This window comes from Pantoea sp. GCM10028869 (genome assembly GCF_042666835.1).
GTDB classification, from domain to species: Bacteria; Pseudomonadota; Gammaproteobacteria; order Enterobacterales; family Enterobacteriaceae; genus Pantoea; species Pantoea leporis.
The window spans coordinates 561198-577402 of record NZ_JBHTGO010000001.1; the positions used below are offsets into that span (position 1 = coordinate 561198).

Annotated in this window: 14 protein-coding genes; 1 reads left to right on the forward strand and 13 read right to left on the reverse strand. The window is 52.1% G+C overall.

The genetic code is table 11. The features are described from left to right. Position 1: 1 nt before the first annotated feature. The 12 genes from ACFQW4_RS02605 to ACFQW4_RS02660 all read right to left on the reverse strand — a co-directional run bounded on the left by ACFQW4_RS02605 (position 2) and on the right by ACFQW4_RS02660 (position 13715). Positions 2 to 799, reverse strand: a complete 798-nt coding sequence (locus ACFQW4_RS02605) for a phosphoribosyltransferase (RefSeq protein WP_377723596.1) — start codon at positions 797 to 799, stop codon at positions 2 to 4. A 1-nt stretch (position 800) separates the two neighbouring features. Then, the gene (locus ACFQW4_RS02610) at positions 801 to 1223 is read right to left on the reverse strand and encodes a hypothetical protein (RefSeq protein ID WP_377723598.1); all 423 of its coding nucleotides are present in this window, start codon (positions 1221 to 1223) and stop codon (positions 801 to 803) included. Next, positions 1216 to 1875 (reverse strand): hypothetical protein, encoded by a 660-nt coding sequence (locus ACFQW4_RS02615; RefSeq protein ID WP_377723600.1) that lies wholly within the window; start codon positions 1873 to 1875, stop codon positions 1216 to 1218. Before ACFQW4_RS02615 ends, ACFQW4_RS02610 begins: the two co-directional genes overlap by 8 nt. Before the next feature lie 1438 nt (positions 1876 to 3313). Next, the gene (locus ACFQW4_RS02620) at positions 3314 to 3832 is read right to left on the reverse strand and encodes an O-acetyl-ADP-ribose deacetylase (protein WP_377723602.1); all 519 of its coding nucleotides are present in this window, start codon (positions 3830 to 3832) and stop codon (positions 3314 to 3316) included. Positions 3833 to 3871: 39 nt separating this feature from the next. Continuing rightward, complete coding sequence (locus ACFQW4_RS02625; protein WP_377723604.1) at positions 3872 to 4351, reverse strand: Hcp family type VI secretion system effector; 480 nt, start codon at positions 4349 to 4351, stop codon at positions 3872 to 3874. A gap of 544 nt (positions 4352 to 4895) precedes the next feature. Further along, positions 4896 to 5591, reverse strand: coding sequence for a hypothetical protein (locus tag ACFQW4_RS02630; RefSeq protein ID WP_377723606.1), 696 nt, complete (start codon positions 5589 to 5591; stop codon positions 4896 to 4898). A gap of 235 nt (positions 5592 to 5826) precedes the next feature. Next, on the reverse strand, positions 5827 to 6633 hold the full coding sequence (locus ACFQW4_RS02635) for an ABC transporter permease (RefSeq protein WP_217547923.1): 807 nt from the start codon (positions 6631 to 6633) through the stop codon (positions 5827 to 5829). Beyond that, a complete protein-coding gene (locus tag ACFQW4_RS02640; RefSeq protein ID WP_377723608.1) occupies positions 6626 to 7492 on the reverse strand; it encodes an ABC transporter permease in 867 nt (288 codons plus the stop codon). Before ACFQW4_RS02640 ends, ACFQW4_RS02635 begins: the two co-directional genes overlap by 8 nt. Beyond that, entirely contained in the window at positions 7492 to 8574 is a 1083-nt protein-coding gene (locus tag ACFQW4_RS02645) for an ABC transporter ATP-binding protein (RefSeq protein ID WP_377723610.1), read from the reverse strand. The genes ACFQW4_RS02640 and ACFQW4_RS02645 overlap by 1 nt, the downstream gene beginning before the upstream one ends. Next, entirely contained in the window at positions 8571 to 9647 is a 1077-nt protein-coding gene (locus ACFQW4_RS02650; protein ID WP_377723612.1) for a PotD/PotF family extracellular solute-binding protein, read from the reverse strand. Before ACFQW4_RS02650 ends, ACFQW4_RS02645 begins: the two co-directional genes overlap by 4 nt. Then, positions 9631 to 11661: a hydantoinase B/oxoprolinase family protein gene (locus ACFQW4_RS02655; protein ID WP_377723614.1), complete on the reverse strand. Its 2031-nt coding sequence runs from the start codon at positions 11659 to 11661 to the stop codon at positions 9631 to 9633. The genes ACFQW4_RS02650 and ACFQW4_RS02655 overlap by 17 nt, the downstream gene beginning before the upstream one ends. After that, a complete protein-coding gene (locus tag ACFQW4_RS02660; RefSeq protein WP_377723616.1) occupies positions 11658 to 13715 on the reverse strand; it encodes a hydantoinase/oxoprolinase family protein in 2058 nt (685 codons plus the stop codon). The genes ACFQW4_RS02655 and ACFQW4_RS02660 overlap by 4 nt, the downstream gene beginning before the upstream one ends. Positions 13716 to 13925: 210 nt before the next feature. On the opposite strand from ACFQW4_RS02660, the gene ACFQW4_RS02665 reads away from it, so the two are divergent. Next, the gene (locus ACFQW4_RS02665) at positions 13926 to 15401 is read left to right on the forward strand and encodes a Sapep family Mn(2+)-dependent dipeptidase (protein ID WP_377723618.1); all 1476 of its coding nucleotides are present in this window, start codon (positions 13926 to 13928) and stop codon (positions 15399 to 15401) included. A gap of 30 nt (positions 15402 to 15431) precedes the next feature. On the opposite strand, the gene ACFQW4_RS02670 is transcribed toward ACFQW4_RS02665, so the two are convergent. Beyond that, positions 15432 to 16199, reverse strand: coding sequence for a 3-oxoacyl-ACP reductase (locus ACFQW4_RS02670; protein WP_377723621.1), 768 nt, complete (start codon positions 16197 to 16199; stop codon positions 15432 to 15434). Positions 16200 to 16205: the final 6 nt, after the last annotated feature.

Here is a 16205-nt window from a genome sequence, read left to right on the forward strand (position 1 = left end):
CTTACTTTACCTTCTGAATAATGCTATGTAATTTTACATTTTGGTTTTGTAACATATCACGAGGAAGTGTCTTTTTGATTGTTGGTTCGAAAACCACTAAACAATCCTCAATAATATATCCATGGGAACGAAGGCATTTTATAGCATTTTCAACTTTTCTTCCACCAGTGGTACTATCATCAACTAATAACGCAACACTTCCCGGCTTGGGTTTAAAATTCATATCAAAACGCGTAAAAAATTTAAATTCGCTTTCGACAGTCGAAAACTTTTCATTATCACTGTAAAGCGCGAATGGTTTACCGATGATTTTAGAGAACTCATATCCTAAAATAGGACTTCCGTCCTTAGGAGTTACTACAAAATCGATCATTGGTTTTGAAATTTCACGAGAATGCAGAGCATCCTTCCACTTGGAAGTTAACGTCCGCGCAAAAGATATGGCAGATGATTCAGAAGTTGTTGACCCCATAACATCCCAAAACCCTTTGCTTAAAGCAGGAGACGTTTTGCCAACACTAGCATCAACATTATGATTTAACGATGATTTAATTAATTTTTCGGTATCTGTTTTGAAATTTCCAACAGGTCGCGCTATCTTAATGGCCGTAAGGGCTGATTGCGAATCCTTGATATCAACCCCTATTTCTTTTAATACATCTAATGTTGTATCAACGCGTGCCTTTCTGATTTTTTTTCCTAACCAAGGAATTAAACCTATTAATCCTGTAACTTCCAGAGTTGAAATTATTGTAGAGATACTCAGTATTGATAATGCTATTTTAGTGTAAATATCCATTTTATCTACTAATCCTTAACTCCAATTGATACAAAGTAAAAGAAGATATCTTGTTGTTTAAAATTATTTCGTCATAATATTTCCTCTTGATCTCTTGAGGATAATATTCAAAGGCTTGAGGTTGAATTGCTAATTTTTTTGCGACTTCAAAAACCATATGAATATGATTTGCTAACTTACCGCTAATGGTATTGTTATTGATGGTAAATTTTTCATCAGTATCTTCAGGGGACATGCCAGCTTCAAAGCATAGTTCTCCGGTTGCAGATAAGTTGCAGATGATGAAATTGTAACCTGACAGAAAAATCAGATCCTCAAGTAGGGTCTTGCTTTGTTTACTTTTCAATATGTCTTCAAAGCGAAGGCTTGAATCTTCTCTCGAACCAAGAAAATCCTTAAGAGTGGCTGCATTATCTTTATACATTTTCTCTCCAAAAATCAATGACTTGCGTGCTTTCTGAGTAGGTTTTAGTTACTTCTTTCAGTTCTGTACTTATAAGAACCTCATCATTATTGCTATTATACCTAAAAATACCTCCTCCGATAGGTGCAATCTTATTATCCAATGTGACCTTATTTGAGATAAAGTGGCTTCCAACAACTACTCCACTTACTGCGTATTCTCTAACTATGTTTTTATAATTGTCTAAATCTTTAATAGTAACCCCCTTTAATATAGGTTTAAGATATAAATAGGTAGGTATTCCTAATTTTTTTATAAGCTCAAAGCTTGAGAACCTTTTTTGAGGACTATCCGTGCCTCTTTCAACTGTTTGCCAATGAGTGATTGTAACTGAAGAGATAAAAATACAAAGTTGCCCTTCCCACTGAATAAGTTTCTGTAATCCTATAATATCATCTGATGCGACGTATCTTTTTGTAGCAAATTGAACTGGATTTCCTAACTTCAAAAAATAAGCAATAAGTGATTTTGTTATTTCTCTTCCTGAAACATCCCAACACTCTGAATAGCAACCCAACGAGATAATAGTTCCTGTCCTGCCTCTGATGAAATCCTGTCGATTTTCTACCCTTGATATAATATATTCACTATCTACGTGCTCTAAATTAGACAAACCCAAACCCATGTCCAATTTTGGCAGATAACAATATGAGCACCTTGATTGACAACCAAGCGTTGAATTGAGAAAAAGTCTAGATTTAGTTCCATAAACGTGCACGCGTATCTCCTTTTCGTCACAACGAATAAAATCACAAAGCATTACGGTGTTTATCGGCTGATTTTATGATTTCTTAAATCAAAATTGAGCGAACTATGCAAATGCATCGATTTTTTAAATTACCATTAATGATTATATATAACCAATTGATTATGCGCCACTTATATTTTTAAATTGTTTAATAATTATTCCTTAGCGTGTAATGCCATTCCATTCGTTTGAGTTATTATAAGTTAAAAAACATTAATTTTCTGACCTCCATTTTCAAATTACTGTTAAAACTATTACCCCCTCATTTGTACTCTTAAAAAAGATAGTTAAGATATAATGCGTGGAGTGCTTATCAAAAAAGCAACCAAAATTAAAATCAAGGGCATTGATTTCACACTTTCATTCCATTAAATATGACTTTATTATTACCAAACCATTTTTAATTAGTGAAATCTTAGCGCAATTGCATTTACCTCAACCATTTAGCGTATATATTTCCTTTTATAATCGCTTAGGATAAGCCCACCTCATTATTAGCATTCTGATTTACCTTCACAATTGATAAAGCTAAATCTTTTTAATTTAATATTTTAATTCACTGCCTAATTAACCTTATCAATCCATCTAAACATTAATCCTAATAATTCCTGATCTTATATTATTAAGATTAGACATAAACTTAACCTCTCACTACGTTCATTGAGAGGGGTTATTCAATTTAATATTATAGGATTTAAATAAAATCATCTGAGATGCATTATCAACTTAAACAAAATTTAATTACCCCCCTAGCTTATAATAATGTGAGGTTATATTTTTTCAGCAAGGACATGTTTTTTATTATATCAGATTATTGTCCTCCGTAAATCTTTAAGAAAAGTGAGATAAAAAAGAGCATGCAAAATAAAAACTTACTAATGTAACAAATCACCGCTAGATAAGGTTTTTTCAGTTTAATACCAAACAGCCCTTCTTGGCAATATTATGTATCAAGAATTTTCCGTTCAAAGATGAATCAGCTATGATAGCGAGTGGCAATTCAATAAGCGTCGATGGAGGATTAGGCATAGTTTTGTTGCCATTTTAATTAGTAGATAAAGAAGTCAGCGACGATTAACTGATTCCTGTATTCCATAACTACGTCGGCTATAAAATCCCCTACAACATTATCCGAAAAATCGAAAATTTCTCATTATTCTCGTGCAGATGTTTACCCACCAAGCCAGTGCAAATTTTAACTTATAATTAATATATACACTTTTCCCGGTACTGCTCTTGCTGCAGACGTCGATTAAAATTGCCACCTTCGGAGGCTTTTCTCAGATTGGTATTATTAAGAGCTTTATAACTCCAAAACTTGTAAATAAAAGCCGTAATTCTCCTCATCAAAGCAGATCAAATTGACTTGCTCGATATTGGGGTTTTCACGCAAACACTGATTAATCACACCTAATGCGATCTCAGCCGCCAACTGTTTAGGAAACCTATATATGCCAGTACTGATATTTGGAAACGAAACGGTCTGAATGCCGTATTCTTCTACCAATTTAAAACAACTCAGATAGGCATTTTTCAGCAGCGTTTCTTCATCATGTTGCCCGTCATGCCAGTGTGGACCAACGGTGTGAATGACATATTTTGCTGGCAAATCACCCGCCGTGGTGATCACTGCATTTCCGACTTTGCAGCCACCTTGTCGATTCCTGATTTGCTTACACTCAGCCAAAATCGCCGGCCCGCCCGCACGATGGATGGCGCCATCAACTCCGCCGCCGCCCAGCAAGGAGGTGTTGGCGGCGTTCACAATGGCTTCCACTGGGACTTTGGTTATATCGTCTTTAAGCAATATTATTTTGTTCATGTATTTCTGATCCTCAGCGTCAGCAATCTTAGCCAGAAGCTAAGCAATCATCCTCTCATTCCATCCATCCTTAAACACAATATTTCCGTCCACGTATTTCCATGTGATCGTTTCATATCGTAGCTCAATATTTTCCAGATGCGTGCTGGTCTGGCCGTTTGGCAGCAGAGCCGGTGAAATGCTGGAGATTTTGACGTTATCCAGGTGGATATTAAAATACTCAACCTCAATACCCGCTTCGTTAATTCGGTACATCTTGATGGTTGCTGATTTCAGCGTTCTGCCCTGACACAATGCACGAAACAGCACCGGCGTTGTTCTATCAAACTCCTTTTGAATGGATATTGGTGCATGAATTCTTGTGGCCGTAAGCCTTCCGGTGTGCGGATCTACCGGGATCGTAATATTGTGCATGACCGAATTGAGCTCTATCGAACCGAGTCTGGTCGGCATCATGCACGAGCCCACAATCGGCGAACCGCTTTCATCTTCTAACCAGATATGTGCTGGAGTTGACATATTTAATCCCTTAAAGTTTTCGACATTTATAAACAACAAAAATATACGCACACAGGTAAACTATACATACACTCATCATCCCACTCTCAGGATAGAAATAAAATTTCAACATACCAAACACGAGCGCACATAAAACGGGAACGTATATGCGTAATAGAAATTGCAATTGCGTTATCAACCACCGATTTAAAAACCCTCTCATAGTTTTACTCCAACTTACTCGTATACAAGTCTGACGAGCATTTACACCTAATTACATTGAACAAATGCTATTTCTCTAAGAGTCTTAAATTCACAACCAAGAACATATGTTTAGCCTGCAAAAATAGGCACCTAAACAAACATACTTCAAACTTAATTCAACGACATTTGTAGATAACAAATGACAGAGAGCATAGATAAAATATCCCTACACCTAACATACTGCTATCTGGGAAAAAGTAAATTTGTAGTAACGCAAAAAGTATAGTTAATACTATCGGCACGTAAGTGCAGATCAGGAACTTCGATTCTGATATTAACCATTGCTTTAAAAATTTCTTCATCATTTCCCCACTAACTTCATCAATACTCCAGCGACTTCGTAATCTGAAAGCCATTGATTTTTTAGCGCACCAGCCCGCATGAATGAAGGTTCAATAAGGAAATACATCATTTCGAGTTCTCGCATATACAATGCGTGGTAAAAAGGAGGATGCATTATTTTCAAGCGCTTTGCGCTGTCTGCTGCGTTTTGAACTATGGCATAAATTCCCAATACTGATGCTGCCGCACCAACTGCAGTACCAACATTACGGCCAACAGGAAGCGTTATATTCATCCCCATAACAACAGCCATAGCCGCTCCAGCACCAAATGCGCGAGTAGTTAGTGTGCTGGCTGCAATGTGAATGTTGGCTCGCATCAAATGCATTTTAATTGCTTCGAGTTGGCGATAAGATCTGCCTTCAAGCTGATAGTCTATGTAGGTTTGCAACAGTGCAAAAACAATATCTCTGTCTTTTATTAACCGAACGACTGCTTTTCTAAAACGATTATCTTCCAGCATCTGATTTTTACAGACATCCAAATATTCATCAGTAAAACACGATGCATAAAATGAAAGCCGGGTCGCCCCTTTATTGATCTTACTGACCTGATCGGAAACTGCGTCAATAACGCCGGAAACGGCGTTGTCGAGCTTTTCTGCCAGAATCCTTTGCGCCTGAAGCTGCCGTATCACCGCATCACTGTGGTACATATATATCCCTATAGTTAATCCCGTTAACCACGCAAACCATAGGGGAATAATAAAATTCAGTGAAGCGAAAATTTAGCCAGTTGTGATCCCTATTCATAAAAAAAACCGCACTTACCAGTGCGGCTTACTCGTTTAACTAAAGAATTTTCTGAGAAAGACCCATAAACGCAATATCCATTATTTATCACGCAACGATCCCATTATTTCCCCATTACGGCGGCGATAACCTCACAATCTAACTCAACTTCACCAGCCCAATCGTTTTCTCAATCACCATTAAAATCAGCACCGCGAAGATAATAAAGATCACCGAAATCGCATTCACCGTAGGATCGAAAGTCTGATCGACGTAATTAAATACCCGAACCGGCACGGTGATGGTGTCTGGCGCGCTGAGAAACAGGCTCACGGAGACTTCACCAAACGAGGTCACCGCCGCAAATACCGCTCCGGCCAGAATGCCGGGCTTAATGAGCGGCAGCGTGACGTGGCGAAACGTATACCAGCGCCCCGCGCCCAAACTCATCGATACCGCTTCGAGCCGCTTATCCATTGCCGCCAGACTCACGCTAACGGTGCGCACCACATACGGCAGCGCCACCACCACATGGCCAATCACCAGCCCGCTGATCATCCCGGCGATACCCGCCGCCGTCAGCACATAGAGCAACGCAATGCCCAGCACCACTTGCGGAATCATCAGCGGCGACAGAATAAACGCCTGCAAGGCTTCGCGATAGCGGAACTCCAGCCGCGCCAGCGACCAGGCGGCAAACGTACCCAGCACCACGGTGATTGGCGTGACGATCACCAGCAGCAAGGCGCTGATCCACAGCGACGCGATCCAGCCGTCATCCTGTAAAAGCGCGCTAAACCAGCGCAGCGAAAATCCCTGCGGTGGAAACTGCGGATACGGTTCCGGGCTAAACGCAGAGAGCACAATCACCAGCACCGGCAGCGCTAAAAAGGCGTAAATCACGATGCCCGCCAGCGTCACGCCGAACTGCGTCAGCCGCTGCGCCAGGCTTTGCGTGTTATCCATGATTTTTCTTCTCCCAGCGTTTCAGGAACGCGCCCGCAATCCCGGCGACAATCAAGGTCATCACCAGCAACGTCAACGACAGCGCTGCTGCCAGCGGCAGGTTAGCGATCTGCATCGCCTGCTGATAAATGGCGATCGGCAGCAGCGGCTGTAAGCGCCCACCAATCAGCAACGGCGTGATGTAGCTGCCCGCCGCGAGGGAAAAGACGATGATGAAACCGGTCAGCATGCCGGGCAGCGTCAACGGCACCACCACGCGGCGGAAGGTCATCGCGGGAGTAGCACCCAGACTCATCGCCGCCAATCGCAGCGAGGGCGCGATTTCATTCAGCGAGGTAATCAGCGGCAGCACGGCAAACGGCAGCATCACCTGCACATAAGCGATGATCACCGCATTCATGTTCCACAACAGACTCAGCGGCTGCGGAATCAGGCCGGTGAACAGCAGGAAGCCGTTGATCAAACCGTTCTGCGCCAGCAGCACAATCCACGCGAAGGTGCGGATCACCACGCTGGTAAGCAGCGGAGAAATCAGGATCACATACAGCAGCGTGCGCCAGCCGCGCCGCTGCGTCGTCACCAGCAGCCACGCCGCCGGCCACGCCAGCAGCACGGTAATCGCGGCGGTGAGCAGCGACACCCACAGCGTGGTCCAGAGCGCGTGCAGATATTGCGCATCGGCAAACACCGTCACATATTGCGCCAGGCTGTAACCGGGCAGCGGATTGAGCAGGCTATCAACGTTGGTCAGGCTTTGGTCGAACAGCAGCAGCAGCGGCACCAGCAAAAACAGCAGCAGAAAAAGTAGCGATGGCGTCAGCAGCAGCCAGGGAAACAGATTACGCGTAGCGATCTTCATCAGGCGCGCTCCTGCACGGGCAGCACGATGACATCCGCCGCTTGCCAGTGCAGATAGCAGCGATCGCCCGGCGCGGGCAGCTGTGAAAAGTGCGCTTCTGCGGGCTGCACGCGGATCTCGCCGCCGCCCGGCAGCTGGCACACCAGCCGCAAGGCCGCACCGGCAAAACTCACTTCTTTAACACTGGCGGCGCTGCCGTTGCTGGTAAATTGCTGCGGCTCGCTGGAAAACTGCACGCGCTCAGGGCGCACAATCAGCAACGATGAGGCACTTGCCGGTTGCGCGGCGCTGAGTTGCAGCGCTGATCCGGCGGCTACAAAGTGATCGCGCGCCTGGTAAAGTCCGTTGTGCGCAGAGGCATGGAACAGATTGGCCTGTCCGACAAACTCCGCGACAAAGCGATTCGCCGGTTGGCGGTAGAGCGCGGCGGGTGCGCCAATCTGCTGCAGCTCGCCCTGCCCGAGAATGCCAATGCGATCCGACAGCGTCAGCGCCTCTTCCTGATCGTGCGTCACCAGCACCGTGGTGATGCCGACGCGCTGCTGCAACGCGCGCAGTTCGTCCTGCATCTCCTTGCGTAGGCGCGCATCAAGGTTCGACAACGGTTCATCCAGCAGCAGCACCTGCGGTTCAATCGCCAGCGCACGCGCAATCGCCACGCGTTGCTGCTGTCCGCCGGAAAGCTGGTGCGGCATGCGCTGCGCCAGCCCTTCCAGTCGCACTTGCTTCAGCGCTTCGGTGACGCGACGCTGCTGTTCGCTGCGCGATACTTTGCGCACCTTCAGTCCGAACGCGACGTTATCGCCCACGCTCAGATGCGGAAACAGCGCGTAGTTCTGGAACACCATGCCGATGTGGCGCTGATACGGCGGCAGCGCGGTGACATCCTTGCCACCAATCAACACGCGCCCGTTATTCGGCGACAAAAATCCGGCGATGATATTCAGCAGCGTGGTTTTGCCGCAGCCGCTCGGCCCGAGCAGGGAGAAAAACTCGCCCTGCTCGATGGTGATGCTGACGTCATTCAGCGCGCGGTGGTGATCAAACTGCCGCGCTACGCCGTCAATGACGACTGAACTCATTTGGCACCACCCAGCGCCTGGCTCCAGCGACGCGTCCAGTCCGCCAGCTGCGGCGTGGCGGTGCTGTAATCAATCCAGATCAGTTTGCTGTAGGCTGCTTCGCCCACTTTCACCTGCTTCTTCAGGTTGTCGCTGTACTGCACGTCTTTATTGGTCATGCCATACAGTGATTTATCCGAGAAGGCTTTCTGCACGTCGGGCGCAGACATGGCGTTAACCACTTTGTAGGCGTTGGCGAGGTTCGGCGCGCCCTTTGGAATCACCCAGTTCGCGGCACCGACAACCGGGCCATCGGACGGATAGACGAAATCAACTTTCATGCCCTGCTGCTTGAGCGCAAACACGCGGCCATCCCAGTACGGCACCACCCACGCATCGCCGCGCTCCAGCAGGGTTTGAATCGCGCCCGGACTGTCCGGGAACGCCACCGCGTTGCCGCGCAGTTCCGCCAGTTTGGTGAAGGCTTTGTTCACGGCGGCAGGCTGATTAAGTTCACCGCCCAACGCGTGCACTAAGCCCGCGAAGAACTGCAAACCGGCGGCGTAGGTTGGCGATGAAATCGCTACGTGGCCTTTGTATTCCGGATTCCACAAGTCGAGCCAGCTTTTCGGCGGGGTTTTCACCAGATCGCTGCGATAAGCCAGCCCGAGCTGGCCGAGGCTGAAGGCGGCAGCGTAGGTTTGATTGTCATAAACAAAGCGCGACTGCACGCTCTTATACAGATTATTCAGGTTGGGAATATCCTTGGCATCCAGTGGCTGCAGCAAGCCCGCCGCCTGCGCGCGCTGCACGGTATCGGGCTGGAACACCACCACGTCATACGGCGAACGACGGCCTTTGGCGGCACGCAGCTTGGCAAACCATTCGGCATCCGCGCCCGGCACCACGGTCAGCTTCAGGTGATTATCTTTGGCAAACTGCTCCAGACCGGACGCGCGGATATTTTTCTCCCAGTCACCGCCGTAAACGCCAACGATCACCGAGTCTGTGGTTTCAGCCGCGCTCGCCGCACCGCTGATCAACATGCCCACCAGCGCGGTGAGCAGGATTTTTTTGTTATTTAACTGGCGCATGGCCATCTCCTGGTATTGAGGTAATTGACGCTGAAAGTTCACTCTCCAGCGCGCGCAGCGCAGCGGCAAACGCCTGGCGCGCCGTCGCGATAGCTGAAGAAGTTGAACGGGGAAAATCTGCCGGTAACTGCGCTAACGCGGCGGCAAACACCGCAGAGCGATGGCGCTGGCGTTCGGCCGGACTGAGTGGATAAAGCAGCTGATTGAGCCGCGTCAGCACATCGCCCTCAAACAGCGTTTGCCAGTTCTCGCGCGCCGCGCCGAAGGAAGATGACGCCGCACGCGGTTGGCTGCGCAAGGCGGCGGTGGCCGCGGCATCAATGCCGTTATCGGTAAGCACCACGCCATAGTGCTGCGCGGCATCGGTGTGGCTCAGCAAATGGTTATCGACATCGTTTTGCACCGCCAGCGCATCGCGCTTGAAGGGATCGCCCCAACCGCCGCCGCCGGGCGTTTGCAGCAGCACTTCGTCACCGGCGTTGACGCTCAGCAGATCGATCTTGCCGAGTGGCTGGCCGCCCGCGACATCAGGATTAAGCGTCAGCGTGGTCGATTGCCCCGGCTGACCGCCCTGCACGCCCCACGGCTGGAACAGCATGCGCTCCATGCCGCGCGCCAGCAGCGTGCTGTCATTTTGCAGAATGCGCACGCGGATCTGCTGGCCCATGCCGCCACGCCATTGTCCTGCGCCGGCAGAACCGGGGCGCAGCGCGTACTGGCGGATTTCGATATGGGTTTCCGCTTCCACCATCTCCACCGGATTGTTCGCCAGATTCGAGATGCTGTTGTCGCGTCCGTCGATGCCGTCGCGCCCGCAGCGCGCCCCGCCACCACCGACCAGCGGTTCGATCACCTGCACATTCTGCTCGCGGCCATTGCGCGCCACTTCGGCGATCACCAGCGGAATAATGGTGCCACCGCTGGCGGCGGGCATTACGTCCGGCAACGGCTGACCCAGCAAACCGTTCAGCAGATCATTCACGCGCACCGCCGCCGCATGGCGTACGCCAACTGCCGCCGGATAGTGCGGATTGACCAGCGATCCGGCGGGCGCAAACAGCGTCACTGGCGCGAGTAATCCGGCATTCAGCGGCACGTCTTTGTCCAGCGTGCACACCAGCGCCAAAATGCGCAGCGTCAGCCACGCATGCGGATCGCCGTGGCTGGGAATGTTGATCGCCGCCGCCACCTGCGCATCGCTGCCGGTGAAATCGAGATGCACCTTGCCATCGTTAAAGGTGGCGGTGATGGCGAGCCGCACCGGCAAGCCGCTGCCTGCGGCGTCATCGAGGTAATCTTCAAACTTATACACGCCGTCGGGAATGCGGCGCAGCACTTGGCGCGCGCGGATCGCCGAATATGCCTGCAAATCCTGCTGCGCCTGCACCACGTCCGTAGCGCCATGCTGCGCCACGATGCGATTCAGACGATCGTGACCGGCATTGAGCGCGGCCAGCATCGCCTGAATATCGCCAGCAATCGCATCCGGCGTGCGGCTGTTGGCGGTGAGAATGTTCATCACATCACGATTGAGTTCACCCGCACGCACCAGCTTGACCGGCGGAATTTGCAGCCCTTCCTGATAAATATCGCTGTTGGTCGGCGAGATGCTGCTCGGCACGCGCCCGCCAACGTCGGAGGCGTGTAAAAAAGCCCAGCCCCACGCCACCAGTTCGCCTTCGACGAACCACGGCGCCAGCACCTGCAAATCTGGCAGATGCGTCGCCAGCCCGCGCGAGCGCCAGGGATCGTTAGTCAGAATCACATCGCCGGGCGCAACCTCGCCGACCGCCTGAATCGCGGTTAGCGCGTTCAGCCCGACAAAACCGGAAACGCCAATACCTTTCGGATAGGCAAAGAAGCGGCCTTGCAGATCAGCCACCGCGCAGCAAAAATCGGCGGTTTCGTTGACGTACAGCGTGCGTCCGGTGCGCTGCAGAATGTGGCACATCTCTTCGGTGAGCGCGGTGAGTTTTTGGTTGAGGATTTCGAGAGTGATGGCATCCAGTTTCATGCTGCGTCTCCCGTTACACGCGCAATCAACAGATTGCCGCTGCTATCGGTGCACGCCGACCAGTCAGGCAAGATCAGCGTGGTGGTATCCTCTTGTTCGATCACCGCCGGGCCGTGAATGTGGCTCTGCTTGCCGATGTTCACACGTTGCCAGATGCGCGCATTCACCCAGCCGCCGCGCAGATAAAGTGGGCGCGAAACTGGCTCATCAATCTCATTCTCAGAGTTAAAAGGTTTGTCGGTAGGGCGCGGCAGCGCGGCGTTCAGCGACAGGCGCAGTGTGGTAAGTTCAATGGCCGCGTCAGGCGTGTTAAAGCCATAACGCTGCTGATGCAGCTGCTGAAAACGTTCCAGCAGTTGCTGATGCGTGATGCTTGCCGGGCTGCCGAGAGTGACGCTGAGTTCGTAGGCCTGTCCGGCATAGCGCATATCCGCTTCCACCCGATAATCGGCGCGCTCGCTGAGGCGGCTGGCCTGTTCGGCAAACCACTTTTGCGCCAGCTGATGCAGCTCCGCAACGGTGGCGGCGATTTTGCCATAGCTCTCCGCTGTAACGTTGATGCGCAGGCTGCGCACAAAATCGCGGCGGATATCAGCGCTGATTGCGCCCTCGGCGCAGAATGTGCCGGGACGCAGCGGGACCAGAATGCGATTGATGCCCGCCTCTTCGGCGAAGAAGTTGGCGTGGGTCGGGCCCGCACCGCCAAACGGAATCAGCGTCAAGCCATCGGCGGTCAATCCGCGCTGCGCCAGCGCTTTGTTCAGTTCGGTCGCCATCTGCGCCGTCGCTACTACGATAGCGCCGCTTGCCACCTGTTCGGCCGCCAAACCTAACGTTTCGCCCAATTTGCTGAGTGCGCGATGCGCGGCGGCATGATCCAGCGTGATGGTGCCCGCCAGCGCCGCGTCGGCGGATAAGATGCCGCTCACCAGATAGCAATCAGTGAGCGTGGGTTGCGTGCCGCCGCGCTGATAGGCAACCGGGCCCGGATCCGCGCCCGCACTTTCGGGGCCAACCTTGAGAATGCCGAAATCATCGACATGCACGATGGAGCCGCCGCCGGCACCAATCGCGGATACGCCCACCACCGGCAGAATCAGCGGCAGGCCGCCAATCTCGGTACGGTTGACGCGTTCGATTTCGCCCTGCTCCGACAGCGAGATATCGCTGCTGGTGCCGCCCATATCAAAGGAGACAAAGCCCGTTCCGGACGCCAGATGCGCGGCAGCAATCACGCCGGATGCCGGTCCGGAGAGCAGCGTGTCCACCGGGCGCTGATGCGCAGCGTCCAGCGGCAGCACGCCGCCGTTGGACGCGGTGATCAATAAGGGAACGTCAATCGCCTGCTGCGCCAGTAAATCGCCTAGCCGGTTAAAGTAGCGCTGCATCAGCGGCTGAATATAGGCGTTCAGCCCGGCCACCAGCGTGCGTTCATATTCACGAATCTCCGGCCACAGCTGCGCCGAAGAGAGCACCGGCACCGTGCCTAACTTTGCGGCCAGCGCGCTTGCCAGTTCCGCTTCACGCGTGGGATTGGCATAACCATTGATGGTCACCAGTGCCACCGCGCTCACCTTGAGTTGCAAAACTTCGGATACCACCGTCGCCAGTTCGGCCTCAGTTGGCCACTGCGTCACTTCACCGGCGGGACTAAAACGCGCCGGGATCTCCAGCACGCGCTGACGCGGTAAAAAAGGCGGCTCGCGGTCGGCATGAAAATCAAAGGAGGACGGCATACGCGCACGCGCGATCTCCAGCACATCGCGGAAACCGGCGCTGATCACTAGCGCGATATCCGCGCCGCGCCGCTGGATAATGGCGTTGAGGCCCAGCGTGGTGCCGTGCAACACCAGCGATAGCGCGCTGGCGGGCAAACCGCTTTTCAGCAGCACGGCGCGCAGCCCGTCACTTACCGCCAGAGCGGGATCGGCGGGCGTGCTGGGCTGTTTATGGAAAAAGCGTTGCTGGCGTTGCGGATCAAATAAAACAAAATCGGTAAAGGTTCCTCCGACATCCACGCCGACTGTCGCTCCGGCTGCGGGGCTGTTATCCACCTTAATTCTCCTGCATTACTGGTGACTTAGCGTCGTAGGGCGTTAATCTCCGTTGCTTTGCCATGCAATACGAGCAACAAAAATAGCTAAGCTTTGCAGGAATGCGCATGAAGTGGCGCTTAGCTGCGTGGTAGCAATGGTTCGCGCAAATGCGTCTAAGCCGACGCGGTGGAATGTTTTATGTTGTGCATAAATTGAAGGAGAAGCCTTATGTCCGCGTCGTTATCACCTCAGGAAAGCGCGCTGTTGCCACAGATCCAGCAATGGATTGCGGAGCACCGCGCCGCATTAACCAATGATTTGGCCGAATGGATTGCTATTCCCAGCATCAGTCGCGCCGACCGCGCAGCGCGAGGCGCGCCGTTTGGCCCCGAGTGCGCGCAAATCTTGCAGCAGGTGTTAGATCAGGCTGAGCAGGCCGGTTTCAAAACCGAGCAGCATCAGGGCTACGCCGGTTCGGTGATTTATGGCGAGCACGCGCGCGACATCGGGCTGATTAACCACCTGGATGTGGTGCCAGCGGGCGACAACTGGACCTTTCCGCCCTTTGCGCTAACGCAGCACGGCGATTTTGTGATTGGTCGCGGCGTGGCGGATAACAAAGGGCCCGGTGTGCTCAATTTCTATCTGTTGAAGCTGATGCGCGATCTGAATATTCCGCTGCATCATAATCTGCGCATCGTTTATGGCCTGGCGGAAGAGACCAACATGGCTGATATGGCGTGGTTCGCGGAGAACGGTCCAGTGCCAGATTATTCGATTGTCACCGATGGCATGTTCCCGGTGAACAATGCGCAGAAAGGGCAACTCAGTTTTACCCTGAATGTCGCCGAGTCGGGCGTGCTGGCGGATATTGTTGCCGGATCGGCCAGCAATAGCGTGCCGGATTTCGCCAGCGTGCGAATTGCGCAGGCCGATGCGCATGCGGTTAGTGAAAAGCTGGCGCTGCTGCAGGGCATTGCCGCGACCTATGTGTCGATCAAGCCGGAAAACGACGGCGCTTTCACCCTGAAAGCGCGCGGCAACGGCGGGCATGCCGCCTTCCCCGACGGCACGCTGAATGCCACGCAGGTGCTGCTCACCGCACTGATTGAGCTGGAGCTATTGGGCGATCACGAACGTCAGCTGGCGGAAACGCTGGTACAGCTGTTTGCGTCGCCGTATGGCGAGAGCGCCGGATTGGGGCTGGAAGATGCGGAGTCCGGCAAACTGACGCTGAACGCGGGCGTGTGGTACAGCCATCGCGCCGACACGCTGAGCATTGACTGCGATATCCGTTATCCGGTTTCGTGGCGCGGCGAGCAGATCGTCGAGATGCTGCAACAGCAGTTAGCCGCTACTACCATTACGCTCGATCCCGGCTGGCGCGACGTGGCGCCGTTCTTCCTGCCGACCTCACATCCGGTGATTTCGCTGCTGCAGCAAGTGTGGAATGACACCACCGGCAATGACGATCGCCCTTACGCGATGGGCGGCGTGACCCATTCGAAGAAGCTGCCAAACGCCATCACCTTTGGGCCCGGCTATCGGAAAACCGCAGCAAACACGCCCGATTTTTTACCCGAAGGCCATGGATTGCCGCACGGTGCCGACGAGACAATCCATCTGCCATCGCTGCTGGAGGCGTTGCCGAAATATGTGATCGCGTTGATCAGGTTGGATAGTTATTTGCTTGCGCAGGGCTAAACCGATCGCCATAAATGGCGACCGTACGGTTCAATTCATCACTAATCCGCCATCGACGTACAACGTTTGTCCAGTGACAAATTCACTCCAGTCGGAGGCGAGAAACAGCACCGGGCCGGTAACATCTTCCGGTCGCGCGATGCGCCGTAGCGGGGTTTGCGCGGTGAGAGAATCGCGCACCGCTTCGCGCGTTGCCTGGCTGGCATCGGTGGGATACACCAGGCCGGGCGCCACGCAGTTCACGCGAATCCCCAGCGGGCCCAGCTCCGTCGCCAGCGTGCGGCTAAAGCCGGTTAGCGCCGCTTTCGCGGTGATGTAATCGTGGTAAGGCACCGAAGGACGCGCCACCAGATCGCTGGTGAGATTAACGATACTACCGCGCACGCGCGCGCGCATTAACGGCAGCGCCGCCTGGCAAACGTTATAGGCGGCTTTTACCGCGCCATCGAACTGCGACTGATAGCCCGACCACGACGTTTCCCAGAAACGTGAACGATTTTCAGTGTCGAAAACGTAAGGTGCGAAAGCGTTGTTGATCACCGCATCGAGGCGGCCGGTGGCGTTGACGATCTGCTCCATCATGGCGTTGACCTGCTGCTCACAGGTGACGTCGGCAACAATCGCCAGCGCGTCGCCGCCCAATGCGCGGCACTCCTCAACCACGCCCGCAGCGGCAGCTTCATTGCGCAGATAGTTCACCACCACAAACGCGCCCTCAGCGGCGAAGGCTTTAGCGATCGCCGCACCAATGCCGCGACTTGCGCCGGTCACCAGAACTGTTTGATTGGAGAATTTCATTATGGC